The sequence below is a fragment of the Rhodoferax sp. genome, from assembly GCF_028714215.1.
In the GTDB taxonomy this organism is placed as follows: domain Bacteria; phylum Pseudomonadota; class Gammaproteobacteria; order Burkholderiales; family Burkholderiaceae_C; genus Rhodoferax.
This window is the reverse complement of sequence record NZ_JAQTMS010000032.1, coordinates 1-24,853: the sequence shown is the minus strand read 5'-3', so window position 1 is coordinate 24,853 and position 24,853 is coordinate 1. Positions and strand designations below refer to the sequence as shown.

The window sequence follows — 24,853 nt, the reverse complement described above, 5'->3', positions numbered from 1 at the left end:
GGACCAGATCCGGGGTCCATGGATTGCGGACCTGAGCCGGCAATGACAAAAGGATTGCCAACTTTGGCAGACGGTCTGCGAAGCCACTGCCAATTGGCAGGCAATTGCCGGTAAAAGTAAAATCGACCTGTGCTAAAGCAACGTACTCTCAAATCCCTGACCCACGCTGTCGGTGTCGGGCTGCACAGTGGCCAGCGGGTGGAACTGACGTTGCGGCCGGCGCAACCCGACACCGGTATCGTGTTCCGGCGCGTCGACCTGCCGGAACCGGTGGACATTGCGATCTCGGCGCTGGCGGTGACCGATACGCGTCTGGCCTCCACCATCTCCGCCCATGGTGCCAAGGTGGCCACGGTGGAGCATCTGATGTCGGCCTGCGCCGGGCTTGGCGTGGACAATCTGTATGTCGATATCAGCGCCGAAGAAGTGCCCATTCTGGACGGTTCGGCGGCCTCCTTTGTGTTCTTGCTGCAAAGTGCCGGCATCGAACTGCAAAACGCGCCGCGGCGCTTCATCCGTCTGACCAAACCGATCGAAGTGCGAGAGGGGCAGGGCGCCATGGAGAAGTGGGCGCGCCTGGACCCCTACCACGGCTACAAGCTCAGTTTCGAGATCGACTTTGACCACCCGGCGGTGGATGCCAGCGGCCAGCGCGTGCTGTTTGACATGAGCAGCGGCTCCTATTCCAAGGACATTGCTCGCGCCCGTACTTTTGGTTTTACCAAAGACGTCGAGATGATGCGCGCCAACGGCCTGGCTTTGGGCGGCGGTTTGGACAACGCGATTGTGATGGACGATTACAAGGTCTTGAATTCTGACGGGCTGCGCTACGACGACGAGTTCGTAAAACACAAAATACTCGATGCCATGGGCGACCTCTATCTGGTGGGCAAGCCACTGCTGGCCGCCTACAGCGCCTTTCGCTCGGGCCACGCGCTCAACAACAAACTGCTGCGCGAGTTGTTGTCACGCACCGACGCCTGGGAACTGGTGAGCTTTGAGGATGAAAAACTGGCCCCCAAGGGATTTGCGCAACTGGCCAGAGCCTGGTAGGGCCTGACGAATATGGCTTACACGCTCCGAACCTCGTGCCCTCAGTACCCGTCAAAGAGGCCGAACCGTCTCAGGGTAGCCCGGCGCATCAGCTAACTCCGAAACCCTGCATCATGCTGCTTTTTCGCTGGCTCATTCTTTTGCTGCTGCTGGCAGCCGTTGTATCGTTCGTCTTCTATATGGCCACCGGCCAACCCCGCTTCAGGCGCTACGGTCTGCTGACGCTGAAATGGGTTTTGCTTGCCGGATTTGGCTTTTTTGCAGTGCTGATTCTGGAGCGAATCGCCTGACTTAGAACTTGTCCGTCAATAATAGAGGCCCCCTATTATTGACGGACAAGTTCTTGGCGCGTGATGACAACTTTTTGGTACAGCCCGCCAAAATAGGTTTGCTTGTCAATCGTGCCGACTTCAATTTCTGTTGGCAGCCAGCTGGAAATTTCGCCGCGCCACAAGTCCATTGCAAACGGCTCCAGCGTGGTCAGGATCGGCACCATGAGGTAGCGAAACGGGTTTGACGCCACCGGCCGGTGGTAGTCGACGAAGATCAACTTGCCGCCGGGTTTGGTGATGCGCAAGGCTTCGGCAATCGTTTTGCGTCGTGCCTCCACCGGCTGCTCATGCAGCAGAAAAAATACCACCACCGCATCGCGGCTTGCATCGTCAAATTGCATGTCGGTGGAATCTTGTCGCAGCACCGTCACCTGGCTGGTGTCTTTCAGCTTGCTATGCAGATTCTTGATTTGGACTGGCGCCACATCAATCACATCCAGGCTACCCTGAGGCCCCAGGCGGTTCACCAGATGCTCGGTGAAGTTGCCGTAGACACAAGCCACTTGCAGTACCTTGCCGTCGATGACGTCGCCCAATTCCTGCAGGGCCGCGTCGCGTAGGCGGGCAAAGTTGCCCCACAAAATGAGATTCACCAGCCACTGTCGCTCGAACACCCGAACCGCATTGGGATGGACATAAGCCCACCAATAGGTCTTTTGCAAATACTCTGGAATGGGAACCGGTCGAAACGATGACTCGGGGCTAGCGAGGGCCGCAGATTGTTTGGGACTCAAGAAAAAACCTCAAAAACCGCGGGGTGACACTCACCCCGCTAAAGGATGGATGCCATGATACAACGCCCGCAAGTTCCGCCCAGTTGAGGGGGAACTTGCGGGCGTTTTAAGAGACTGCGGTCTGTCCCGCAAGCTAGCAGTGTTGGGGACAGAGCTTGTTAGATTCTCAGCAAGTACACGGCTGACAAAATGGTTCCGGCGCCAGCCACGATGTAAAACACGAAGGCGGCAATCGAATCCTGGCGCAGACCGAAGTCGTACACCGTGACCCGTAGCCGGTGCGCGGCGTGCCACAGAAACAGTGTGATGACCACCAGCAGGAACAGCTTGCCAAACCAGTGTGCGGCAAATGCGTGCAGCTTCGCATAGCTGAGCAGATCGGGCGCGTGGCCCAGGGAGGCCAGCAAAAACAGCAGTACCAGCACCGGTGCCAGAAAAGCGGCCAGCGTGCCCCCAGCCGCAAACAGGCTCCAGAAAATGGGTTTATTGGATTTGGCCATGGTTACAGGACTCCCGCAAAAAACAAGACCACCAGTGAGGCTATTGCCCACACCGCGTAGTGAGCGCCAACAATGTATTTGCCGTCCAGGAATTCCTCGCCGACCTGAACCGGCATGGCCTTGGGAGTTACGTTAAACCAGTTGGTGGCGTTGTACACGGCAAAAAACAGGATCACCGCCAGCCCGAGAAACCCCCATGGTCCTTTGAGGGCCGCCAGAAAGGACTCATAGGCCTCAGGTCCCCTGGACAATCGCTCCAGGGTGCACAGCATCAGCAGCGCAAAGGCGGCAATCGGAATGCAGGTGACCTCACGTGACATGTATCGCATGTAGCGCGGGTGCTTCAAATACCAGCCGGTCTTGGAGACCTGCCGAACAAAGGGTTTGCGGCTCATTTTGTGCCTCCCGGTAACAGATGTTCCTTAAACCAGTCGATGGTGCTGGCAACCTTCACCTGCTGCAGCGCGCTCGCCGGGTCAACGGCCTTGGGACACACTTCGGAGCAGGCACCGACAAATGAACACTCCCACACGCCTTCATTGGTGGCGATGACTTCCTGGCGCTCAGCGCGCCCGCCATCACGCGAATCCTGGTTATAGCGGTGTGCCAGTGTGATGGCAGCCGGGCCGATGAACTTGGGTTGCAAGGAGTATTCGGGACAGGCGGCGTAGCACAACATGCAGTTGATGCACATCGAGAACTGCCGGTACTTCATCAATTGCGCCGGCGTCTGCTTGTACTCGCCTTGTTCAATGGTCTTCTTTTCCTTGGGGATCAAATAAGGCTTGACGCGCTTGAGCTTGTCAATGAAGTCATCGGCCACCGTCACCAGGTCGCGTTCAATCGGGAAATTGGCCAGCGGCTCGACCCGAATCACGCCCTCATAGGAACGTAAAAAAGCGTGGCACGACAGCTTGGGCTCGCCGTTGACCATCATGCCGCAACTGCCGCATACAGCCATGTGGCAGGACCAGCGGAAGTTCAGGGTAGGGTCTATGCGTTCCTTGACGGCGTTGAGCGCGTCCAGCACCACCCACTCCTCGTTGCACTCCACCTCGTACTTCTGAAAGTGGGGCTCACTGTCCTTTTCCGGGTTGTAGCGCAGCACTTCCAGCTGAACCATGCGCTTCTTCAACTGTGTTGTCATTTGTGATCTCCCGAGTAGTCACGCACGCCTGGGGGCGACTTGGTAATCACCACGTCCAGGTAATCCAGACGCGGGGCTTTCAGACCCTGGTAATAGACCATGCTGTGACGCATGTACTGCTGGTCATCGCGCTGTACATAGTCAAGCCGCTGGTGCGCACCGCGTGATTCCTTACGTGCCAGCGCGCCCACCGTCAGTGCCTCGGCACAATCGAGCATCGAGCCGAGTTCCAGCACCTGGAACAAGTCGGTGTTGAACACATTGCTCTTGTCGTTGAGCACAACTTTCTGGTAACGCTGGCGCAGCTCGGCGATCTTGTTGACGGCTTCCTGCAAGCCGACTTCCTCCCGGTAAATACCGGCGTTCTTCTCCATCGTGTCCATCATCTCCTTGCGCAGGCCGGACATCGACTCGGTGCCATCGGTGCGCGAGAACAGTTCACGAATGCGCGCCTGGGACTCCTTCGCACGCGCCTCCAGAGCGGCTGTGTTGGGTTGCGGCAGACCCTTCATGTGCTCGATCGCCGACATGGCGGCGCTCTTGCCGAATACCAGCAGTTCGACCAGCGAGTTGGAGCCCAGACGGTTGGCACCGTTCAAGCTGACGCAAGCGCATTCACCGGCTGCAAATAGCCCCGGCAACTGCGTGGCGGCTTTGGTATTGGTGGAGATGCCACCCATCATGTAATGCACCACCGGGCGGATCGGAATAGCTTCCTTGGCGATGTCCACGCCCAGGTAGGCAATGCCCAGTTCGCGCACCAGCGGCAAGCGCTCGTCGATGTATTTCTCACCCAGATGGCGCATGTCCAGCAACACGCACTCGCCCCAGGGGGTGCTGACGGTATTGCCTTTTTGCAGTTCGTGCCAATAGGCCTGGCTGACGCGATCACGCGGACCCAACTCCATGGTTTTGAGTTGCGGCTTGCCCAGTGGCGTCTCCGGGCCCATGCCGTAGTCTTGCAGGTAGCGGCGACCATTCTTGTTGAGCAACACACCACCTTCGCCGCGACATGCTTCTGTCAGCAGACTGCCGGTATTGGGCAGGCCGGTCGGGTGGTACTGGACAAACTCCATGTCCTTGAGCGGTACGCCGGCGCGGTAGGCCAGGGCCATGCCGTCACCGGTTTTGATGGCACCGTTGGTGCTGAACGGGAACATGCGCCCGGCACCGCCGCCGGCGATGATGACCGACTTGGCGTGGAACTGCTTGATCATGCCACTGCGCATTTCCATGGCCGTGACGCCCTGGCAGCGGCCGTCTTCCACCAGCAGATCAAGCGCGTAGTACTCGTCAAAGCGCGTAATCGAGGGGAACTGCAAGGTGGTTTGAAACAGCGTATGCAGAATGTGAAAGCCCGACTTGTCGGCGGCAAACCAGGTGCGCTGCTTCTTCATGCCGCCAAACGGTCGCACCGCCACCGAGCCATCGGCTTCACGGTTCCAGGGGCAACCCCAATGTTCGAGTTGCATCAACTCCTTGGGTGCTTCCTTGACGAAATATTCGACGCAATCCTGGTCCGACAGCCAATCGCCACCGCCTACGGTATCGTCAAAGTGCAGGTCATAGCTGTCATCTTTCTTGATGACGCCAGCCGCGCCGCCTTCGGCGGCACAGGTGTGGCTGCGCATTGGATAGACCTTGGAGATCAGCGCAATGCGCAGTTTCGGGTCGGTCTGGGCCAGCGCAATGGCTGCGCGCAGACCGGCACCCCCGGCGCCAATGATGGCGACATCGGTATTGACTATTTCCATTTTTTCCTTTCCATCACCGCAGTGATTGCAATCCAATCGACGAAATATTGTCGCATTGGAGTTTAGCCGCCCTTAAAGAACCCGATCGCAACCAGCGTCAGCAAGGTCAGGCCGATCGTAATCAGGGTAAAGCCAAGAACTTTGGAGGCCGCCAATTTACCCGGCGACGGAGCATCCACCAGATACTTCTCCAGCTCACCGCTGTCCAACAGACGCTGGTATTCCACGCCGTGATCGTGCTTGAACTCTTCCAGCGAGAACGTGCCGGTAAACATCACCACCTCGAGCGGGAACTTGTCCGGACGGAAGTGATTGTTGAAGAAGTGCACGGTGAACAGGAACACCACCGCCAGGAACGCCTCTTCACCGTGGAAGATGGCCGCCACGTTGAAAATCCAGCCTGGCAGGAAGGCACCGAAGAAGCCTGGCAGCCACATCACGAGGCCACTGACCCCGATGATGGTGACGCCCCAGAACGGTGCCCAGTAGTCGAATTTTTCCCAATAGGTCCAGCGGTCAAATACCGGTCGCGGACCCTGACCAAAGAACCACTTGAACATGGCCAGCATGTCTTTGCCGTCCTGCAGGTTGGGAACCATCGAGTTCGGGCCAAAGACCTTGAAGGTCTTGCGGTTGCGCGCAATGTTCCAGCCCATATAGAGCAGATGCCAGAAGAAGACACCGGCAAAAACGACGGCCGCGACGCGGTGGATGATACCGGCGGAGTGCGGGCCCCCCAGTGCCCGCATGAGAGCCGGCGCCCAGGCCACGTCCGAGTAGAACAGCGGCATTCCGGTCAGTGTCAGCACCATCAGGCTCAGGGCGAACGTCAAGTGGGCAATGCGCCAGATCGGGGTGAAGCGTTGAACGTGTTTGCCCTTCATGTGCGCCGGCACCGAGTCGGGCTTGATGTGGGGCTGGCCAGCGCGTTCTTTGCGCTCCTTGTATTCACGGTAGAACCAGAGTGCGGTATGCAGCCAGAAGAAGCTGAAAGTACCCACCAGCAACTGGACCATGATTTGCCACGCAATCCAGATTTGGGGATAGCGACCAAAATCGTGAGCATTGCCGTGCGGCTGGAAGCTGGCAAAGCCGGCCGGCACCTCGGGCAGGCCTTTCTTGGCGTTGTGACAACTTTGGCAAGTCTTCATCCGATTGTTCGGATGGACCATGGACTTGGGATCGTTGACCTTCAGTATCTGGTGGCTACCGTGGCAGTTGTAGCACTTGGCCGTGTAGGCGTAGCCCAGTGTGCTGATCTGGCCGTGGAAGGTGTCTTTGTAGGAGTCCAGCTTTTCCACATGGCAATTGCCGCAATTGGAGGAAACGGTCAACTTGAAGGCGTCACCCGAGGTGTTGGTGATGGAGTGTGCCGTGTGGCAGTCGGAGCAGACGGCGGCTTGAGCGAGCAGTTTCTTGCTGTTTTCCTGACCATGCACCGAGCCCAGATAGGCTTCCAACTGCTCGGTGTGGCAGGCGCCACCGCAAACCGTTGGGATGGTCAAACGCCACTGTGTGCGTTGCGGGCTGTTCTTGGGCGGAACACTGAAGCTGTGCGTGTCGTGGCAGTTGTCGCAGGCCGCGTTCGGCTTGGTTTTGTCATCTGAATTGGGGCGTGCGTGAAACGACTTCTTGTACGCTTCAATGTTCTGCGCCACCACCCCCAGACGCGGCCTTTCGTTGGCCTTGCCATATTTCTGTGTCTGTTCCCAGAGTTCCAGATGGCAGCCGGCGCAATCCACCTTCTTCAACGCCTGTGCCGGGTCCTTGGCATGGGCATTGGCTTTTTCGGCATTGTCCGCAATGTCGGTGTGGCAGGCCACGCATTGCATATTGGCGTGCACGCTCTGGCCAAACTTATCGGCTGCCACACTGCGCAGTGCTCGTGCTTTGCCGTCGGCTCCGGGGACCTCCAGTTTGCCCTTCTTGCCGTCATGGCAAGTCAGGCAAGTGGCGTTGTCAAGTGAAGGGGGGGGCGTAGGGGTGGGGGTCGTGGCGGCGCTGGCCGGCAGGGCCAGAAAGACACTCGCCAAGGAAACAAAAATGGCCCACAGGACCGAGCGCTCAAGTCGCATGTAAAGAACCTCCGGAGATAAGTGAAGCGAGTGTAACTTCAGCCATCGGGAACCTGACGGAGAGTGAGGGAGCTATGACATAGATCAAACGACCGACTCATGTCATTTTGCGCACAGCCCCTAAAGTGGTTGCCGATCAGGCAATCGGGCAACACTGGCCATGCGGGACGGGGACAGTTTTACCGGTTCAGCAACGGCGTCACAATGCCGCCAATCACGGTCGCCGCGGTGTAGAGCACCACCATGGCGGGGACCGCCGCCACCGAGGCCTTGATCAAAAACCAGAAAATGGTCATGAACCTCATGTCCAGGTCGCTGACCGAGACCGACAGAGAGCGCTCTGAATCAACCGGCAGGGCACCGCAGTGGGGGCAACTCGCCGCCGTGTCGCTGACCTTGGCTTTGCATTCGTAGCAATCGATGAGCATGATGATTTCCTTTCGTTTCGATCAACTGGCCAAGGCGCTATTTTTTGGCCGGACCGGCAGCAAACAATTCCTGCGGCCCCGGGCCGCTCGGCTCGGTGTGGGCAATCGCAAAGTGGCAATCAATACAGGTCATGCCCTCGGTACGTAGTTTTTCATGCCGTGCCTTGGCTTTGTCGGTCTGTTTTTCCGCGTCCATCTTGGCCGTGGTGTGGCAATGACGACACTCGCGGGAGTCATTTTGCTTCATGTAAACCCAGACCTTGGCCGCCAGTTCGTAGCGCTTGGCCTCGAACTTCTCCTTGGTGTCAATCGACTTCGTTACAAAGTGGCCCCAGTAGTCGTTGAACAGGTTGAGCTTGGCCAGATAATTTGTAATGTAGCCATGCGGCACGTGGCAGTCGTTGCAGGTGGCACGCACGCCAGTGCGGTTCTTGTCATGGATAGTGTCCTTGTGCTCTTTCGCCAAGGGTCCCATTTCATGGCATGAAGTGGCACAGAACTTTTCGGAATTGGCATAGACCATGAACGACCCGGCCGAGAAAAACAGGGTCAGACCAATAACCAAGCCCAAAATCAGCACGCCAAGGTTGCCGGGGCGCGAACCCAGGGCCCGAATCTTTTCAATAACTTTCATCTGAACCTACTCCTCTGGTGCGCGCAACACGGCGGTTGCGCGGGGAAACTGTCGCAATAATGCGTGCTTTAGAAAATCGAGCTTCTGGATATGAAGGCTTTGTCGACTTCAAGCTCTTGCGGTCCAGGGCCTTCTGGTACCTTGTGAGCGATGCCGTAATGACAGTCAATGCAGGTCATATGTTCTTTCTTGGCCTTGATGTGGCGTGCTTTGGCCATTTCAGACTGTTTTTCGGGATCCATCTTCGTTTCGTCATGGCAATAGCGGCATTCGCGCGAGTCATTGCCTTTCATGTAGGTCCAGACCCGGGTCGCCATCATCGGGCGCTGGGCATCAAATTTTTCAGGCGTATCGACCGAGTGCGTGACGTGGTGGCTCCATAAGTCGTTCAGTGCGCCCATCTTGGCAATGTAGAGCGGAACCGGTGCGTGAGGAACGTGGCAGTCGGCGCAAGTGGCACGCACGCCAGTGCGGTTTTTGTCGTGAATCGTGTCGCGATATTCACGCGTGTTGTTATTGGCCATCTCATGGCAATTGTTGGCGCAAAATTGCTCGGTGCCGGTGTAAATCATGCTCGTACCGAACAGGCTCATGCCGACGATGCCAATGGCAAACCCCGCAAGCAACACTTTGATGGCCGAGTTGCCAGTGACCAACCTTCGCACCGTTGTGATTACTCTTTTAGGCATTTGCCGCTCCTCAATAAAAAACACGCATCAAGGCGCCAACCAGCCCAAGCAGTGGCGCAGCAATGCGTGTCAAATCGTCAAACTATTACAGCGCCAGAATCCACTGAACCGCGTTCTTGATCTCGGCCGCGTCCTTGCTCTTGATCGCCTTGTGCTCTTCCTTCTTGCCGTCGATCTCGATCATGGGGCTCAGGGTAACGTGCTTGATCAGCTTGTCTTCAGCATCGGCCTTGCCCTTGTATTTCTTGGCGACTTCCTTGTACGCTGGACCGTCCTTCTTCTTGTCCACGGCGTGGCATTTCATGCAATCGCTCTTTTTCAGCAGCGCTTGTGCCGCATCGGCGTCCACTGCCGCGTAGGCAAACGAGGCAGTCATCAGGCCGCAGGCCACTAGCAGGGTGGAAAGCATCTTCATTCTGGTAATCCTTCAAAGAAAAATAATGTGTGGCTGGGCGCCACCGTGTCAGCTTCACACCCCATCCGACACGGCGGACGATCGCGTAAATCTAGCGTGGCATCTTATCAGTGCTATTTGCGATCTCCAACCACTGAATCGCTAAATACTCCAAAACTTGATCTAAAGCAAACTCGGCGACTGAACTGGAGGGCTGCCCTTGCGCTACTTCTTTTTGCTGTAGAGCGCGGCATTCTTCGCTGCGTCCTTGTTGGGTTGCTTGGCGATGATCAGTTTTTTCAGGTTTTCATAGGCACCGTCGTCAATGAGCTTGCGCACCACCAGATCGGCCTTGCTGGAGTAGGGACGCCCGGCGATGATCTTGGCCGCTTCAGCGTCAGTGATGCCGGGCAGAGTCTTCAGCTCTTCGCTCTTGGCTGTGTTGATGTCGACCAGTTTGGTTTTGGCGGCTGCCTTGGGTTTGGCCGCGACCTTGCTCTTGCTTGCCAAGGCTTTGCTGGCAGCTTGCTGGGGCGCCGCCGCCTTGGTATCAGCGGCGATTGAAAAGTTGGCGCTCAGCAGCAAAACAGCGCTGGCCAGCGCCACGGAAATGGATCGGTAATTCATAAATTCCTTTTGTCAAAAAGATAACCCGGATACGTTGCCGTAGCCGGGTCAATTTTAGGTCAGGCCAGCGGGGCACACTCTGTGGTGCCCCGGCCTGGCCGGGGTCAGGAGGCGTGGATCACTGATGGACCGACGCGATGCTGGCGACCTTGCCAGGACCATGGCAAACCATGCAGGCCTCGACCTTGGTGAAACCGCTGGCGCGCGTGCCGGCAGCGGTGACGGTGGAAGCCAACCCGTAGATGGTGCCGCCGTTCAACTGCATATGCGCGACCGCGATCTTGGTGTCGTGGCAACCAAAGCAGGACGACGAGATCGGTGAAGTCACCAGGTTGTCGGCCGTGTAGTTGATCTGCCCCTTGCCCAAGGACGTGATCCAGGGTGAAAGACCGATGGAAGGAGCGCTGGTGGGATTGCTCATGTCGGACTTGGCATCCGTGGTCCAGAGCAGATTCGGCATCGCGGCAGCGTTGGCCGTGGCACTGAAGTCGTAGGCGCCGGCAACGTGGCATTGCTGGCAATCCTTCAGCACACCCGGATAAGTCACTTCCTGGAAGCCGTTCGGATTCTCAGCGGTAGCTTCATAGGTGAAGGCTTGTTCGCGTTTGGCCGACGAGTGGATCGAGTGCACCAGGTTCTTGATGCTGACCGACCAGCCACCGCCAAAATTATTGGCTGCTCCGGTGTGACCCGTGGCGGTGTTGGGTTGATGGCACATCGCGCAGCCTTCGCCGTTGTTACGGGCGCCGCTGTGGAACGATGGGCTGACACCCAATTGGCCGTGGCAGCTATTGCACTTGGCGTTGCTGACGATGGCGCGACGCGCCGTGTAACCGGTAACCGTCTTGATAGCAAACTGGGGCTCGCGCAGCCGGATGCCCTTCGGATAGGCGGCATGGTTCAACTGCACGAAGCCGTTGTAGTTGATGCCAAGTCCGGCCGTGGCCATGGTGGCGGCATCCGGGATGGTGGTGCCCAAGGTGGCGGTGTAATAGCCGCTGGCGTCAGGGCCGGTCTGAGAACTTCCTGCCTTGCCGTCACGGATGTCAATCACGTGGGCGCTGACAGAAGCGTTCCAGTCGCTGGACGCAGCCAAACCATCCTGTGGGATCGCGTAAGCCACATAGATGTCAGGTGTACCGTCAACGTTGTCGATCAGTTTGCCGGTGGCGTTCAGGGTAACCGGCAGCCCGTCTTTCAGAATCCGATAGACCACGGTGGCTTTCTTGGCACCCGCGGCACCGGCAACGCTGGCTTGCTTGAGTTCGAAATCAATCTTGTAAACGCCGGCAGGCAGACTCAACTGCGAGGCCAACGGGATCGACGGACCCTGTCCGGACGGGAAGCCTACTGTCGGCACGTTCAGCGCGGTGTTCAGTGGGTAACCGCCACGGCCATTCGCGCCAACCGGATCCACTGTCACGTGGTAGGTGGCGATTTTGGCTGCGGTGTGGCACAAAGCGCACTGCGGGTTGGTTGCGTCCTGTCCGGCAGCGTGGCCAGTCTTGGTGGTGCCGATGGCTTTTCCGGCTGCCAGGTCAGCGGCCTTGTCGGCCAGGGTGACGCCGGCGCCGGTGGTGAAGTTGATGCCGTCATGGCAGGAACCGCAAGCCAGCACGCTGGGGTTGCTCTTCCAGTTGTCGCCGTTGGCGGTCTTGTTGACGGCCGTGGCTGAACCATCGTGGCACTTGGCGCAGTTGGTGATCGGTTGCGGATAGGTCACATCGTTGTACTTCCCTTCACCTGCGGCATTGAAGAAATAGCCTTGCTTGACCAGTTCCTTGCCCATGTGGGTCTTGTGGATCATGTTGGGGAAGTTGCCCAAGGCACGGCCGTCAACGATAGCAGTCGTCGGACGTGTGGTGCCGGTCAGGACCAGACCACCGTTGGTGCTGGAGGCTTCCTGGCTGAAGGTGTACTTGATCTGGTCGGTGTGGCAGGTCATGCAGTACTTGGGATCCTTGCGGCTACCGTGAGCCAGCACTTTGCCGTCGTGACAACCAGAGCAGGAGTCGATCTTGACGATGTCACGCGTGCTGGTGACAGCGGCGCCATCGGGCCTGAAGTCATACACCACGTTGGCGGTGTTGACCATGTTGACACCAGGATAGGCCGCGTTGGTCACGGCATTGGGCGTATTGGAGCCGGTACCAGGAGCGGCACCACCAAGTTGGATGCCCAGACGGTGGGTTAGGGAGGCGTCATAGGTCAAGTCGCCCAGATCGGCTTTCTTGGCCAGACCATCGGCCGAGTCGGTCAGGCTGGCCACAATGGCGGCGGCCTGTTTCGGATCGCGGTAGAAGGTGTACTGGTAACTGCCATCGCCGTTATCGACCAGGGTACCCTGGGCGTCGGTGGTGGGGAAGGTGCCGCACCAGGTGGCAGCGGCGGCGGCGGTCTTGTTGCACGAGTCGGCGGCGCCAATGGTACCGGCGGCTTGCGCCACGGTGACCGGTTTGGTCACCAGATAGCTGACCCATTTGCTGGGCTCGGCGTTGTAGGTGGAAGTCACGCCATTGGAGGTTACCGTATAGGTCGATGCCGGCACTAGTTTGGCCAGGGTGAAGGCGATGTTGGTCAGGCCGGCGACGGTAGCGCTAGCGCTCTGGGACTTGTTGCCCAGGCCGACGACCGGGTTACCAGCGGCGTCCTTGACCGTGAATTTGACGACCGGAGCGCTGTTGATGGTGACGCTTTGTACCGTGACCTGGGGTGCCAATGCTTGCCAAGCGGCAGCAGCGGCAGGAGTTGCAGGCGTGGCATTGCTGCCGGCATTGACTGTGGCGACAGCATTGCTGCCGGCGGGGCCGGTGGGGCCCGTGGGACCGGTAGCACCGGTGGCACCGGTGGCGCCGGTGGCGCCGTCACTGCCACCACCGCAACCGGCCAGAGCGGCGACGGCGAGCAAGCTCGCTGCCGCCAACTTGGTCCAATGCGGCGATGGCCGCCTTTTAGTTGACTGATCAAAATACTTCACAGCAGACTCCTTAAGTCTTAAGTTAACTACACCAATTTCACTTTACACGCACTTTACAGGAAGAGATTCTCAGTGTAATCAGTGCTCGCTAGTTTGCTCCAGATCAAATCAGATGAATTCACTGCTGGGTCTCCAAGACACTTCTGATTCGGCTTGGTGAAGGCAAGCGCACCGGTCGGTGCGCCAAGTGTTGCGCGAAAACAAAAAAACCCGGAGGCGTTACCGCATCCGGGTTGGCTTGGTTGGACAGAACAGGCATTGCACCTGTCCTGCGCTCTACTTACTTAGTTGCCATGGGCAGCTTGTATGTCGGAAACCTTGCCTGGAGCGTGGCAGGTTACGCAGGTTTCAACTCCCCCCGAGACATTGCTGTCGATATGGGCCACCGCTATCACGCTGTCGTGGCAGGTGGAGCAAGCGCGCTTGGTCGGGGTTGTGTACCAGGCAGCACGATTCTCAAGCAAGGTCTTGCCGTCAGCTTTGGTGGCCGTGGCCTTGTGGCAAACCGCGCAGTTCTTGATGACACCCGGGTAAGCCACGTTGCTGTAATCATGCGCGGCACCATTGATGGTGTATGGCACACCTGCCTTAACGCTTGGCAGTTGATTACCCATGTGCAGCTTGTGGACGATCACTTGCAGGTCAACCAGTTTGCTGCCCACGCCATTGCCGGTACCGGAGGACGGGTCGTAGGTGTTCTGGTTGTGGCAGGTCACACAGTACTCAGTCGTAAAGCCCTTGTGAATCTTGCTACCGGCATGGCAGGTGGCGCAAGAATCCATCGACACAATATTGCGGGTTTGGGCCGTCTTGTTGCCGTCTGGCACCCAGTCATAGATGGCATTGAATTTGTTCGCAACAGCAGCAGCGACCGGTGTCGTGGTTGCAGCCTTGTTGAATTCGATGCCAATGCGATGGGTCAACGTCGGATCGTAGCTGACTACGTACGGCAGTGTCGGCATGCTTGCAGCTGAATATTGTCCCGTAATGGCGCTTGAGCCAGTAGCCGTTGACAAATTATGAACGTGATCTATGGTCCTGATGTCGCCAGGTGTGGCTGCATTCAACAGTTGGAACTTGTAAGTCCAGACCTTGGTGGTGGCATCCACAGTCAGGTTCGCGGCCAATGCAGTTTCGTTATAACCCTGAACGACTGGCGGGTTAGCCGCAACCGTGGTCCGGGCTTTGCCGGTGTAGCTCTGCCAGTGGGTGGAAGCACCGTTGACAGCCGGGTTCAACTTGGCAAGGCTGAATGCCAGGCCGGAGATGGCCGCCGGGTCAGTCACTGCAACGCCGTTGTCAGAGAGGGTGAAGTTAACCGTCACGCTACCGTCGGCTGCCACAGTGGCCTTGCTGATGGCCGCACTCATGGTGCGCTTGGTCGCATCAGAGTTGGTTGGCAACTTGCCAGTGTGATAGACCGCAATTTTTTCCGCGGTATGGCACAGGGCGCACTGCGGATTGGTCGCATCCTGTCCGGCAGCGTGGCCGGTTTGTGTGGTGCCAACTGCAACTTTGGCTGCAACATCCTTCAGTTTGTCCGCGATGGTGGAACCGGCGCCGGTGGCAAAGTTAATGCCGTCATGGCAAGAGCCGCAAGCCAGCACGCTGGGGTTGTTTTTCCAATTGTCGCCATTGGTGGTTTTCTTGGCTGCAACAGCGGCCGCGCCATCGTGGCAAGTGGTGCAATTGCGAATGTCTTGCGGTATCGCCAAGGTGTTGAACTGGACGCCGATTCCGCTGGTGGAATTGGGGATGAAGTTATAACCTTGCTTGACCAGTCGATTGCCCATGTGAACCTTGTGGATCATGTTGGGGAAGTCGGCCAATGATTTGCCATTCACGACCGAGGTGTTGGTGGTCTTGGTTCCGGTCAAGTAATAAGAGCCAACCGGTGTTGCTTCCGCATTGATGCTGTATTTGACTTGATCCGTGTGGCAGGTCACGCAATACCGTGGATCCTTGCGACTGCCGTGGGCCAGCACTTTTTTGTCATGGCACGAACCGCAGGTATCGATACTGACGACATCGCGCGTGTTGGTGACCGGCGCGCCATCGGGCCTGAAGTCATACACGATGTTGGCGGTGTTAACCATGTTGACGCCGGGAGTTGAGGTGACGGCATTGGGCGTGTTGGAGCCGGTACCTGGGGCTGCGCCGCCGATTTGAATCCCTAAACGATGGGTCAGGGTTGGGTCATAGCTGACGTCACCCAGATCTTTCTTGTCGGAGAGGGGCAGCGTGTCCGGTAAAGCCGCAACAATCGCAGCGGCTTGTTTCGGATCACGCATGAAAGTGTACTGGTAGCTACCGTCACCGTTGTCAACCAGTGTGCCTTGCGCATCGGTGGATGGCCATGTGCCATACCAAGGTACCGTTGGTGCAGCAGCCTTTTGTGCCACAGTGGGCGTTTTGTAGACGTTGTAACTGACCCACTTGCTGGGCTCGGAGTTGTAGGTGGTGGTGACGCCGCCAGAGGTCACCGTGTAGGTGGAGGCAGGCACCAGTTTGGCCAGGGTGAAGGCGACGTTGGTCAAGCCCTTGACGGTGGCGGTTGAACCTTGGGAATAATTGGCCAGACCGACGACCGGGTTACCGGCTGCGTCCTTGACCGTGAATTTGACGACCGGAGCGCTGTTGATGGTGACGCTTTGTACCGTGACCTGGGGTGCCAATGCTTGCCAAGCGGCGGCGGCGGCAGGAGTTGCAGGCGTGGCATTGCTGCCAGCATTGACCGTGGCGACAGCATTGCTGCCGGCGGGGCCACTGGGGCCGGTGGGGCCAGCGGGGCCGGTGGCACCGGTAGCGCCAGGGGCGCCGTCACTGCCGCCACCGCAACCGGCCAGAGCGGCGACGGCGAGCAAGCTCGCTGCCGCCAACTTGGTCCAGCGGGGGGATGGTCGATTCTTGTTTGACTGATCAAAACACTTCACTATTGCCTCCTTGGGCGTTAACGTTAAAGACACCAGTTTCACTTTACATACGCTTTACAGGGCCAGATTCTGCTTGCGCACGGGGGAGGCCAGTTTGATCTGGAGCAAACTCGACAAAGTTATCGCGATTTGTTTTGCCCAAAAGTTAACCCGGACACGTTGCCGTATCCAGGTTAACTGGGATGAACAGGTGGGGAGAAAGACCTCCCCACCTGGCTGCTTTACTTGTGAACCACGGCCGGGTCAAATTCCTTGCCCAGGCCATGGCAGACACCGCACGACTCGCCAGCCGTGTTTTGTGCGCTGCGTGCTACCAGGATCTGACCACCATTGGTGCCCATGTGGGCCTTGGCCGTGGCTTTGTCATGGCAGCTGACGCAGGCTGCGGTGAACGGAGTCGTCACCTTGTCCAGCGCATTAGGCTGCTTGAGAGCGGCCTTGGCATCCGCCGGGGTCCGGCTCACGCCGTTCAGGAACACCCCGTTGTCTGCTTCATGGCTCGAAACCAGGGTGTTGGCCGGCACGCCGCTGTAAGCGCCCGCTTTGTGGCAGGTGTCACAGTTGTTCAGGTTGCCCGGGAAGCCAATCTCGCTGCCGTCGATCAGATTGATCGCACTGGGAGTCCGGTCGCGTGCAATCTGGATCGGATTGGTACGGTCTTTACCGGCGTGAATCCCGTGAATCATGTCCTTGAAGTTGTTGGAAGTCTGCGGCAGCGCCAAGGCGGCGTTGGTCAAGGTCTTATTGAAGTTCCACAGCGCCAGGATCGCGTTGTCCGCGGCGGTGAACGGATAAGCCGAGATGGCGGCATCCGAGATCCCGCGTCCGCTGGTGACCAGGCCCGGGTTGTGGCAGACCACGCAGACGACGATGCCGTCAGATCCCAAGCCGATATTGCGGTTGCCGCCATGCCCTTCAAACCATTCGTGGCAGTTGCCGCACTTGGCCGGGTCAACCACGGAACGGCGTACTGCGTCACCCGTGACGGTCTTGACGACCGACAGGGCATGGCGCGCAGCCGCGGGTGATATCTGGGTAAAGTAGCCTTGCAGTGCCACTGTGCGCAGGGCCGCTCCGGCCGGGAAGACATTGGAGCCTACGATGGTTGCAGTGTAATAACCGCTGGCATCGGGACCGGCCAAGGTACCGGAGGTGAGGGCCTTGTTGGTGTCGAGCAAGTTGGCGATCGACACGCTGACCGGTTGCGCATTCGCCACGCCATTGCCGAGGTTGTTGTAGTCAACCGGCGTTGTGACGCCATCCTGGGACTTGGCGTAGGCCAGCAGGAAGCCTGGTGCGCCGGTGAAGCCCGCCAAAGGATTGGTCACACCAGCGGCCGGGGCCACGAAGGACGCGGCAACTCCATCCACGGTGATTTTGAAAACAACCGTGACGCTGGTAGCAGTTGCGGCAGCGGACTTGATTTCATATTTGAAATTCTTCAGCCCAGCTTGCACGGTCGGGTTGTTCGGCGATGCGTTTTGTGCCGCGTGATAGACAGCGATCTTGTCCGCGGTGTGGCACAAGGCGCACTGCGGGTTGGTCGCGTCCTGTCCGGCAGCGTGGCCGCTCTTGGTGGTGCCGATGGCAACTTTGGCTGCCACGTCCTTGGCCTTGTCAGCCAGGGTGACGCCAGTGCCGGTCGTGAAGTTGATACCGTCATGGCAAGAACCGCAAGCCAGCACGCTGGGATTGTTCTTCCAGTTATCACCATTGGCGGTCTTGTTGACTGCACTGGCGGAACCATCGTGGCACTTGGCGCAATTGGCCGGGTTCTGCGGGAAGGCAACATCATTGAACAGCATTGCACCGCCATTGGCATTGTAGTTATAGCCTTGCTTGACCAAGCCATTGCCCATGTGCAGCTTGTGCATGAAGTTGGGGAAGTTGCCGATGGCTCGACCATCCACGATGGCTGTTTCAGCCCGTTTTTGGGTCGTGGTTCCAGAAACTCCACCGGTCAAGATCAGGCCACCATTGGTGCTTGGTGCCTCCATGCTAAAGGAGTATTTGACTTGATCGGTGTGGCAGGTCATGCAGTACTTGGGATCCTTGCGGCTACCGTGAGCCAGCACTTTCCCATCATGACAACCAGCGCAGGAATCGATCTTGACGATGTCACGCGTGCTGGTGACAGCGGCGCCATCGGGCCTGAAGTCATACACCACGTTGGCGGTGTTGACCATGTTGACACCAGGATAGGCCGCGTTGGTCACGGCATTGGGCGTATTGGAGCCGGTACCAGGAGCGGCACCACCAAGTTGGATGCCCAGACGGTGGGTTAGGGAGGCGTCATAGGTCAAGTCGCCCAGATCGGCTTTCTTGGCCAGACCATCGGCCGAGTCGGTCAGGCTGGCCACAATGGCGGCGGCCTGTTTCGGATCGCGGTAGAAGGTGTACTGGTAACTGCCATCGCCGTTATCGACCAGGGTACCCTGGGCGTCGGTGGTGGGGAAGGTGCCGCACCAGGTGGCAGCGGCGGCGGCGGTCTTGTTGCACGAGTCGGCGGCGCCAATGGTGCCGGCGGCTTGTGCCACGGTGACCGGCTTCATCACGTTATAGCTAACCCACTTGCTGGGACTGGAGTTGTAAGTGGTGGTGACGCCGTTGGAGGTCACTGTGTAAGTCGATCCGGGCACCAGTTTGGCCAGCGTGAAGCCGATGTTGGTCAGGCCCTTGACAGTGGCGGTTGAGCTCTGGGAATAATTGGCGAGGCCCACCACCGGGTTACCGGCGGCGTCCTTGACCGTGAATTTGACGACCGGAGCGCTGTTGATGGTGACGCTTTGCACGGTGACTTGCGGTGCCAGTGTTTTCCAGGCAGCGGCGGCGGCGGCAGTGGCAGGCGTGGCATTGCTGCCGGCATTGACCGTGGCGACAGCATTGCTACCGGCGGGGCCACTGGAGCCGGTGGGGCCAGCGGGGCCGGTGGCACCGGTGGCACCGGTGGCGCCGTCACTGCCACCACCGCAACCGGCCAGAGCGGCGACGGCGAGCAAGCTCGCTGCCGCCAACTTGGTCCAATGCGGCGATGGCCGCCTATTCGTTGACTGATCAAAATACTTCACTGCAGACTCCTTAACACTTAAGTTAAATACACCAATTTCACTTTACAGACGCTTGACAGAGTCGGATTCTGTTCGTAAGGAAGTCCTAAGGGTTTGTTCTAGATCAACCTCGGCGTGCATTGGGCGGCCAATTCCCAGCAAGGTACAAGGATGAGGAAATGGAATGCGCCAGCCTCCATTTCGGAAGGGCCGTGGCCAGCTTGAGATCGTTGGGTTGGACTTCCTGGACCGTCGGTTTTCACTCATGACGGTGACGCCAGGCACGGAGTCGCGTGCCGGGTCGGGAAGAACCGAAAGGCTCAGGCCGAAGCCTGAGGACACCACCCGATAGTTAGTACCCGGGGCAGCGCGGGCAGGGCAGTCTGAAAAAGCGCTTGCCCCTCTAGAGAAGAGGGACCCTTTGCAGCGCTGAATTAGGGCAACTGGTAGACGTAAGTGACGCCGATCAGGCTGACCCTTTGCGTCTGCTTTTGCGACACGGTGCTGCCGTCGGAATAGGTGAACGGAACGCCGTTGAGGCTCCATGACCAATCGTTGACGATGTTGCGCTGGTGCACAAAATCGACGCGTACCGAGGAGCCTTTTTCAAGCGCGTATTTACCAAACAGTTTCAATGCGGTCTGGCTGTACACGATATCGGGCAAGCCGCCGGTGGCGGCCAGCAGGGCGACCGAGTCGCTACCGGCAAAACTGTCCAGGGTCTGGGCGTAGACGCTCTTGTCGCCAACGTAGGACAGGCTGCCACCAACGTTGAGTTTGCCGCTGGCCTTGCCATTGACGCCTACACTGGCACCCACATTGGTGTTGTCAAACGCCATCAGGTAGCCGGCCGCACGTGCCTGGTTCAGGCTTTGCAGGCTGCGCGACAAAGTGCCGTTCAAACCCCAGTTGTCGGACAAGGTATAGCCCCAATCGAGACTGAATTGGTTCATGCCGGTATCGCGCAGGCCATAGCTGCTGGGCGTGTCGAAGCGATCCGTACCGCGCTCGGCGCTGGCCTGCAAGGTCACGCTCTCGCTCGGTTGCCAGTCGGCAAACAGTTTGACCTTGTTGCGCTTGCGATCGGCCAGCGTCGGCATGAAGACGGCGGTTGGCGAAAAGCCGGTAACCGGGTCGGCCGGGTTGCTGACCTCGGTAACGCCCAGCCCACTGTTGTCCTTCAGCCAGTTCGATCCGTCGCGCCGACTGCTGGCGACGCTGACGGCACCACTGAAGTTCTCCGACATGCGGCGGCGCAATTCGGCGCGGACGCTGGTTTCGTCGGTTTTCTGGCGCAGGGCACTGATACCGGAGATGGCGCTGCTGGCGGTGAAGACGCCGCGGTCAATGCTTTCACGGTCGGCACCCAATGTGCCGCGGTAGTCGCTATTGAACTGCCAACTGGCCTGCAGCTTGCTATTGATTTTGCGGTTGGAAAGATCGCGGTTGGTGAAGGTTGCCGTGCCCTCGGTGTTGTAGAGGGCAATCGGGGTCTGGTCGTCTCTCTTCTCGTAGCGCAGATCGGCCAGCAAGGACAGTTGTCGAACCGGGCGCGAGCTCAGACTGAGCTTGCCCAGTGTTGTTTTCACTTCGCCGCCGAGATTGGTGACACCGGTGGGTGCGCCAGTCAATCCGGCGCCGGCAAAGTCGGAGGTCTGCGTGGCCATGGTACGCCCGAGCTTGAAGGTGCCTCGCGTTGTGCCGGTGAAGTCGTAACTCCCGCTCAGGTCGAACTGGTGCGCCTGATTGTCTGGCGCCAGGGCCAGCGGTTGGCTCAGGATGCCCTGCAAGCCGGTATTGAGGGGCAGCAGGGTGCCCAGCGGGTTGTACAAGCTGCCCGGGACGACCGGGTTCAGGGTGCTGTTGTTGTTGCGATAGAACGAGCCGTAGTAACCGAGGTTGAAGCGCAACTTTTCCGCTGCGTAGCTGAGTCGGGCTTCAATCTGGCTGTGGTTGGCATTGATCGGTTCCGGCAGCAGCAGTGTGGCCCAACCGGTGTTGCTGGCGGTGGTACCCAGGCAACCCGGTGCAATCACGGAGGGGCAGTTGATGCCAACGCCAAACAGGCGCGAGCCCTCCTTGTTCTCGCTCTTCAGGTCAAGCTCGAACTGCAAGGCCGGGCTGATTGTTTTGGCGAAGCCGATACCCAGGCCGGTCCGCTTGGTTTTCAATTCGAGGTCTGCTCCGGTGCCAGGGCCGGCGCTTAGCGCGACTACTTGCGGCGTCGTCGAACCGGCGCCCAGCAGGCCTGTGTTGACGGTGCTCGGGTCGTAGCGGACCAACTCACCGTAATTGGCGCTGAACTTCCAGTTGCCCGGGTTTTTCCAGACCAGACCCAGTTCACGTGTGTCACCCAGTAGGTTGGAAGCCTGGAACTCGACCCACCGGCCGTTCTCGAGGTCGCGTCGGCTGTAGTCGATGCCCAGCGTGCCAAAGACACTGCGGTCCGGACGCAAACCGTTGTACTGGCCGAACAAGGCGTGATCGGCACTGTCGCCGCTGAGGGCGCCGAGACCGAAGCTGATGCTGGTTAGCGCGCTGGCCTCGTCGCCTTCGGCTTGCGCCGACAGGGAAACGAAGGCGGCAGACAGCGCCAGGGCGAGCAGGCTGTGGTGAAAGCGAAAAGAAGAATCGGACTTGATCATGATTGCTCTCGGTACTTCAGCGCAGCATGAGCTGGGGTGTCGGGTTGCTGGTCGACGGATTATTGGAACCATGAACCTGCGTATGGCAGTTCAGGCAGCTACGGCCCTGCCACAGGTTGACGACGTTCTTGCCGCTGGAAGTGGCGCTGATCAGCGGCGCGGTTTGACCGGGTGCGGCAGCGCCGTAAACACCGGCTTGGCCACCGACGGCACCGACGCCGCCTGCCACGTGCGGCGTATGACATTGCTGGCAGAGCAGCGGTGGGCGCGCCTTGAGCATGGCGGCCACAGTGCTGCCGTGCACGTTGTGGCAGTTGGCGCAGTCCTCGGCCACCGGTTCATGCTGATGCACAAAGGGGCCGCGTTTTTCGGCGTGGCAGGTGTAACAGGTGGCATTGGTGCTGTCGCGCTTGACCAGCTTGGGGCCGGCCGAGCCGTGCACGTTGTGGCAATCGGAGCAACTCATCTTGCCTTCCGGAACCGGGTGGTGCGAGGCCCGGTTCATTTGCGAGCGCTGCTCCTTATGGCAGCTGTAGCAGACTTCGGTCTGGGTCGATTTGCTCAGCACCTTGTCACGATTGCCGTGGATCTTGTGGCATGTATTGCAGGCCACATCGGCACCTTCATGCTGGCTGCCGCTCCACAGCGCGCGCTTCGGGTCCTTGTTGTGGCAGCTCAGGCAAACCGCGCTGCGTTCGTTGGCGGGCAGCGCGAATTGGCGGATGAACAAGCGGTCGGGGTGAGGCCGTTCCTTGACGTTGGCCGGCTTCTTCGCATGGGTCGGACTGGGGCCGTGGCAGGTGATGCAGTCCGGCACCCGCTTGTCGGCTGAAAACCCGTGCGCCGACCGGCTCATGTCCGGCAGGTCTTCTTCGTCATGGCAGGTCACGCAGAGTTTCGCCCCGGTTTCACCGGCGCCCCAAGCGGGACCCAGCAGGCCGAACAGGCAGAGGCCGACGACGGCGATTAAACGATTGATTCGCATCCCAGATCCCTTCAAAATTGTCGCGGTCACTTCTGACCGTGGACGATGTCCACGCTCTTGGAGCCGCCGCTGGCGTGGCAATCGTCGCAGGTCTCGCGCGGCAGGCCGGCGATTTGCGCCTGGGTCTTGTCGCCAAAAGAGGCCCCGCCAAAACTGGCCACGTGATCGACCGCTTTGCTTGAGTCATGGCACGCCGTGCAACTGGCGGCCTTGGGCGAGATCACTTTCCAGAGGTTCGGGTCGGTGACACCGCTGTCCTTCTTGACGACAGCGCCGAGCGGACTCTGGTCCACCTTGTACGAGTTGTTGACGTGGCAGACATTGCAGTTGATACCGACGCCTGGCCAGGCCACTTCGGCGGCAAAGTTTTCGACACCCGCAGCAAAGACCAGGGTGCCATTGCAGGCGGCTTTGGCTATGTCGCTGGTGTTGGCGGGGTTGCAGAAAGCGCCGACCACCTTGTTGCCGTTGGTGAACGGATAGGTGCGTTTGGAGTTGCCGTGGATGCCGTGAATCATGCGCTTGAACTGGTAGGACTCGTTGAGTGCCAATCCATTGGTCATGACGGTGGTGGATACCCGGTTGGCATCGTGGCAAACGACACAGGCCTCGACCGTGGTGCGGGCGCCGCCGTGGAAGGCGTTGGCCAGCGTATTGGAGCCGGAAGCGGCACCCAAGGCGCTGTGGCAGACGTTGCATTTCTCGTTGGCGACGATGCTGCGGCGCGCCTGCAAGGTGCCGCTGAGTGCAAGCTCCGTGTAGGCGTGCTGCACGCCGGTATTCACATAGACCGTGGGCACAACCTGGGGCCGCGGATTGCTCCCGGACGCGACCGCCAGTTTGGGCTCCTTGATCTGGCCGATGCTGACGACACGGGCAGTGCCCTTGGCAACGGCCGTGGTGCTGTCATCGGGCACTGGAATATTCACCGTGTAGTGGTTGCTGCCGTCGTTGGTGCCGGTGTGGGCGTAGGCGTTGGCGCCGTTGCCACCGTTGTTGTAAGCCGAGAATTCGGTCACTGCATCGAACTGGCCAACCACATTCTGATAGGCAAGGTAGAAGCGCAGGTTGCCAAACTTGGTGTTATTGGGCGTGGCGGGTGTGGTGGTGGGTGGTACGCAGGCCCCTGCGGTTCCTGTATAGGTGCAGTCGGGCGTGACCAGGTTGTAGGCCGCATTGCCATTGGTCGGATCGGACAGGAAGTACTTGACCGACACGCTGCGGCCCTTGTGGTCGGCGGTGTCGTTGAAGGCGACGCTCTCGATGTTCATCTTGTACTTGGCGGCGTTGGCCTCGACCTGATTCCAGTGCACCGACTCGGCCGACAGGACGGAGCCGGCGCCATGGCAGCGGGCGCATTCCTGGTTCGACAAGGCCGAGGCGGGTGCTCCGGCCGCGACAAATTCACCGGCCACGACTTTGTGCAGGATCTCCCAGGCGGACCCGGTGTTGCTGGCGTGGCAGGTCAGGCAAGCCTCCTTGGACGGCTTGGTCTTCCAGTTATCGCCCTGTGGCGTATTCGGGTTGGCGCCCGAGTGGCACTTGGTGCAGTTGCGCAGGTCTTGCGGGAAGCCGACGTCGGCGTAGCTGTGCTTGCTGTTTTGATAGCCCCAGATCGTGTAGTCCTCACCGCCGGCCGCGAGCTTGCTGTAAAGCAGCTTGCCTGCGTGAATCTTGTGCACCATGGTGGCGAGGTTGAGCACATTGCCGCTGTTGGCGTCGGTGGTGCCGGGGTTGTGGCACATGACACAGAACTGGGTATCGACGCGGCCGCCGCCGTGCAGCGCCAGTTTTTCGTGGCAGCCATTGCAGGATGCGACATCGGTCATCTTGCGTGTTTTGGCCGGGTCGGTAACGAGGACCGACTTGCCGTTGGCGTCGAGCGTGAAATCGATGTAG

General features: G+C 59.1%; 19 protein-coding genes. 2 read left to right on the top strand and 17 right to left on the bottom strand.

The annotated features are described in order from the left end of the window. Positions 1 to 129: 129 nt before the first annotated feature. Together lpxC and PHS32_RS14905 are read left to right on the top strand one after the other, a co-directional pair. Positions 130 to 1,053, top strand: coding sequence for a UDP-3-O-acyl-N-acetylglucosamine deacetylase (gene lpxC / locus PHS32_RS14910; RefSeq protein WP_301079820.1), 924 nt, complete (start codon positions 130 to 132; stop codon positions 1,051 to 1,053). Between the two features lie 113 nt (positions 1,054 to 1,166). Then, positions 1,167 to 1,343 carry a hypothetical protein gene (locus tag PHS32_RS14905; protein ID WP_301079819.1) on the top strand — a complete coding sequence of 59 codons (177 nt, stop codon included), beginning with the start codon at positions 1,167 to 1,169 and terminating at the stop codon, positions 1,341 to 1,343. Positions 1,344 to 1,378: 35 nt separating this feature from the next. On the opposite strand, the gene rquA is transcribed toward PHS32_RS14905, so the two are convergent. The 17 genes from rquA to PHS32_RS14820 form a co-directional block, all read right to left on the bottom strand. Further along, positions 1,379 to 2,047 carry a rhodoquinone biosynthesis methyltransferase RquA gene (gene rquA / locus PHS32_RS14900; protein ID WP_301079818.1) on the bottom strand — a complete coding sequence of 223 codons (669 nt, stop codon included), beginning with the start codon at positions 2,045 to 2,047 and terminating at the stop codon, positions 1,379 to 1,381. Positions 2,048 to 2,277: 230 nt separating this feature from the next. After that, positions 2,278 to 2,619, bottom strand: a complete 342-nt coding sequence (gene frdD, locus PHS32_RS14895; protein ID WP_301079817.1) for a fumarate reductase subunit FrdD — start codon at positions 2,617 to 2,619, stop codon at positions 2,278 to 2,280. 2 nt (positions 2,620 to 2,621) lie between these two features. Beyond that, entirely contained in the window at positions 2,622 to 3,014 is a 393-nt protein-coding gene (locus PHS32_RS14890; RefSeq protein ID WP_301079816.1) for a hypothetical protein, read from the bottom strand. After that, complete coding sequence (locus PHS32_RS14885; RefSeq protein WP_301079815.1) at positions 3,011 to 3,766, bottom strand: succinate dehydrogenase/fumarate reductase iron-sulfur subunit; 756 nt, start codon at positions 3,764 to 3,766, stop codon at positions 3,011 to 3,013. The genes PHS32_RS14890 and PHS32_RS14885 overlap by 4 nt, the downstream gene beginning before the upstream one ends. Beyond that, positions 3,763 to 5,520 (bottom strand): fumarate reductase (quinol) flavoprotein subunit, encoded by a 1,758-nt coding sequence (gene frdA, locus PHS32_RS14880; RefSeq protein ID WP_301079814.1) that lies wholly within the window; start codon positions 5,518 to 5,520, stop codon positions 3,763 to 3,765. The genes PHS32_RS14885 and frdA overlap by 4 nt, the downstream gene beginning before the upstream one ends. A gap of 62 nt (positions 5,521 to 5,582) precedes the next feature. Then, positions 5,583 to 7,595: a cytochrome C gene (locus PHS32_RS14875; RefSeq protein ID WP_301079813.1), complete on the bottom strand. Its 2,013-nt coding sequence runs from the start codon at positions 7,593 to 7,595 to the stop codon at positions 5,583 to 5,585. 179 nt (positions 7,596 to 7,774) lie between these two features. Next, positions 7,775 to 8,023: a hypothetical protein gene (locus PHS32_RS14870; protein WP_301079812.1), complete on the bottom strand. Its 249-nt coding sequence runs from the start codon at positions 8,021 to 8,023 to the stop codon at positions 7,775 to 7,777. 37 nt (positions 8,024 to 8,060) lie between these two features. Then, complete coding sequence (locus PHS32_RS14865) at positions 8,061 to 8,657, bottom strand: NapC/NirT family cytochrome c (RefSeq protein WP_301079811.1); 597 nt, start codon at positions 8,655 to 8,657, stop codon at positions 8,061 to 8,063. Positions 8,658 to 8,725: 68 nt separating this feature from the next. Then, positions 8,726 to 9,370 (bottom strand): NapC/NirT family cytochrome c, encoded by a 645-nt coding sequence (locus tag PHS32_RS14860; protein ID WP_301079810.1) that lies wholly within the window; start codon positions 9,368 to 9,370, stop codon positions 8,726 to 8,728. A 61-nt stretch (positions 9,371 to 9,431) separates the two neighbouring features. Continuing rightward, positions 9,432 to 9,761, bottom strand: coding sequence for a c-type cytochrome (locus tag PHS32_RS14855; RefSeq protein ID WP_301079809.1), 330 nt, complete (start codon positions 9,759 to 9,761; stop codon positions 9,432 to 9,434). Positions 9,762 to 9,965: 204 nt separating this feature from the next. Next, complete coding sequence (locus PHS32_RS14850; protein ID WP_301079808.1) at positions 9,966 to 10,367, bottom strand: helix-hairpin-helix domain-containing protein; 402 nt, start codon at positions 10,365 to 10,367, stop codon at positions 9,966 to 9,968. A gap of 118 nt (positions 10,368 to 10,485) precedes the next feature. Beyond that, positions 10,486 to 13,275 (bottom strand): OmcA/MtrC family decaheme c-type cytochrome, encoded by a 2,790-nt coding sequence (locus tag PHS32_RS14845; protein WP_301079807.1) that lies wholly within the window; start codon positions 13,273 to 13,275, stop codon positions 10,486 to 10,488. Positions 13,276 to 13,628: 353 nt separating this feature from the next. Beyond that, positions 13,629 to 16,208 (bottom strand): OmcA/MtrC family decaheme c-type cytochrome, encoded by a 2,580-nt coding sequence (locus PHS32_RS14840; RefSeq protein ID WP_301079806.1) that lies wholly within the window; start codon positions 16,206 to 16,208, stop codon positions 13,629 to 13,631. Positions 16,209 to 16,498: 290 nt separating this feature from the next. Beyond that, positions 16,499 to 19,345 (bottom strand): OmcA/MtrC family decaheme c-type cytochrome, encoded by a 2,847-nt coding sequence (locus tag PHS32_RS14835; protein WP_301079805.1) that lies wholly within the window; start codon positions 19,343 to 19,345, stop codon positions 16,499 to 16,501. A 413-nt stretch (positions 19,346 to 19,758) separates the two neighbouring features. Further along, the gene (locus PHS32_RS14830) at positions 19,759 to 21,969 is read right to left on the bottom strand and encodes an MtrB/PioB family decaheme-associated outer membrane protein (RefSeq protein ID WP_301079804.1); all 2,211 of its coding nucleotides are present in this window, start codon (positions 21,967 to 21,969) and stop codon (positions 19,759 to 19,761) included. 16 nt (positions 21,970 to 21,985) lie between these two features. Next, positions 21,986 to 22,954 (bottom strand): DmsE family decaheme c-type cytochrome, encoded by a 969-nt coding sequence (locus tag PHS32_RS14825; RefSeq protein ID WP_301079803.1) that lies wholly within the window; start codon positions 22,952 to 22,954, stop codon positions 21,986 to 21,988. A gap of 26 nt (positions 22,955 to 22,980) precedes the next feature. Then, positions 22,981 to 24,853, bottom strand: a 1,873-nt coding sequence (locus PHS32_RS14820; protein WP_301079802.1) for an OmcA/MtrC family decaheme c-type cytochrome, incomplete at its 5' end; no start/stop codon positions are given.

Excerpts from the sequence above, each read along its gene's own strand:
- PHS32_RS14905 (WP_301079819.1), top strand. The coding sequence starts at position 1,167 with ATGCTGCTTTTTCGCTGGCTCATTCTTTTGCTGCTGCTGGCAGCCGTT.
- frdD (WP_301079817.1), bottom strand. The coding sequence starts at position 2,619 with ATGGCCAAATCCAATAAACCCATTTTCTGGAGCCTGTTTGCGGCTGGG.
- PHS32_RS14890 (WP_301079816.1), bottom strand. The coding sequence starts at position 3,014 with ATGAGCCGCAAACCCTTTGTTCGGCAGGTCTCCAAGACCGGCTGGTAT.
- PHS32_RS14885 (WP_301079815.1), bottom strand. The coding sequence starts at position 3,766 with ATGACAACACAGTTGAAGAAGCGCATGGTTCAGCTGGAAGTGCTGCGC.
- frdA (WP_301079814.1), bottom strand. The coding sequence starts at position 5,520 with ATGGAAATAGTCAATACCGATGTCGCCATCATTGGCGCCGGGGGTGCC.
- PHS32_RS14875 (WP_301079813.1), bottom strand. The coding sequence starts at position 7,595 with ATGCGACTTGAGCGCTCGGTCCTGTGGGCCATTTTTGTTTCCTTGGCG.
- PHS32_RS14870 (WP_301079812.1), bottom strand. The coding sequence starts at position 8,023 with ATGCTCATCGATTGCTACGAATGCAAAGCCAAGGTCAGCGACACGGCG.
- PHS32_RS14865 (WP_301079811.1), bottom strand. The coding sequence starts at position 8,657 with ATGAAAGTTATTGAAAAGATTCGGGCCCTGGGTTCGCGCCCCGGCAAC.
- PHS32_RS14855 (WP_301079809.1), bottom strand. The coding sequence starts at position 9,761 with ATGAAGATGCTTTCCACCCTGCTAGTGGCCTGCGGCCTGATGACTGCC.
- PHS32_RS14850 (WP_301079808.1), bottom strand. The coding sequence starts at position 10,367 with ATGAATTACCGATCCATTTCCGTGGCGCTGGCCAGCGCTGTTTTGCTG.
- PHS32_RS14830 (WP_301079804.1), bottom strand. The coding sequence starts at position 21,969 with ATGATCAAGTCCGATTCTTCTTTTCGCTTTCACCACAGCCTGCTCGCC.
- PHS32_RS14825 (WP_301079803.1), bottom strand. The coding sequence starts at position 22,954 with ATGCGAATCAATCGTTTAATCGCCGTCGTCGGCCTCTGCCTGTTCGGC.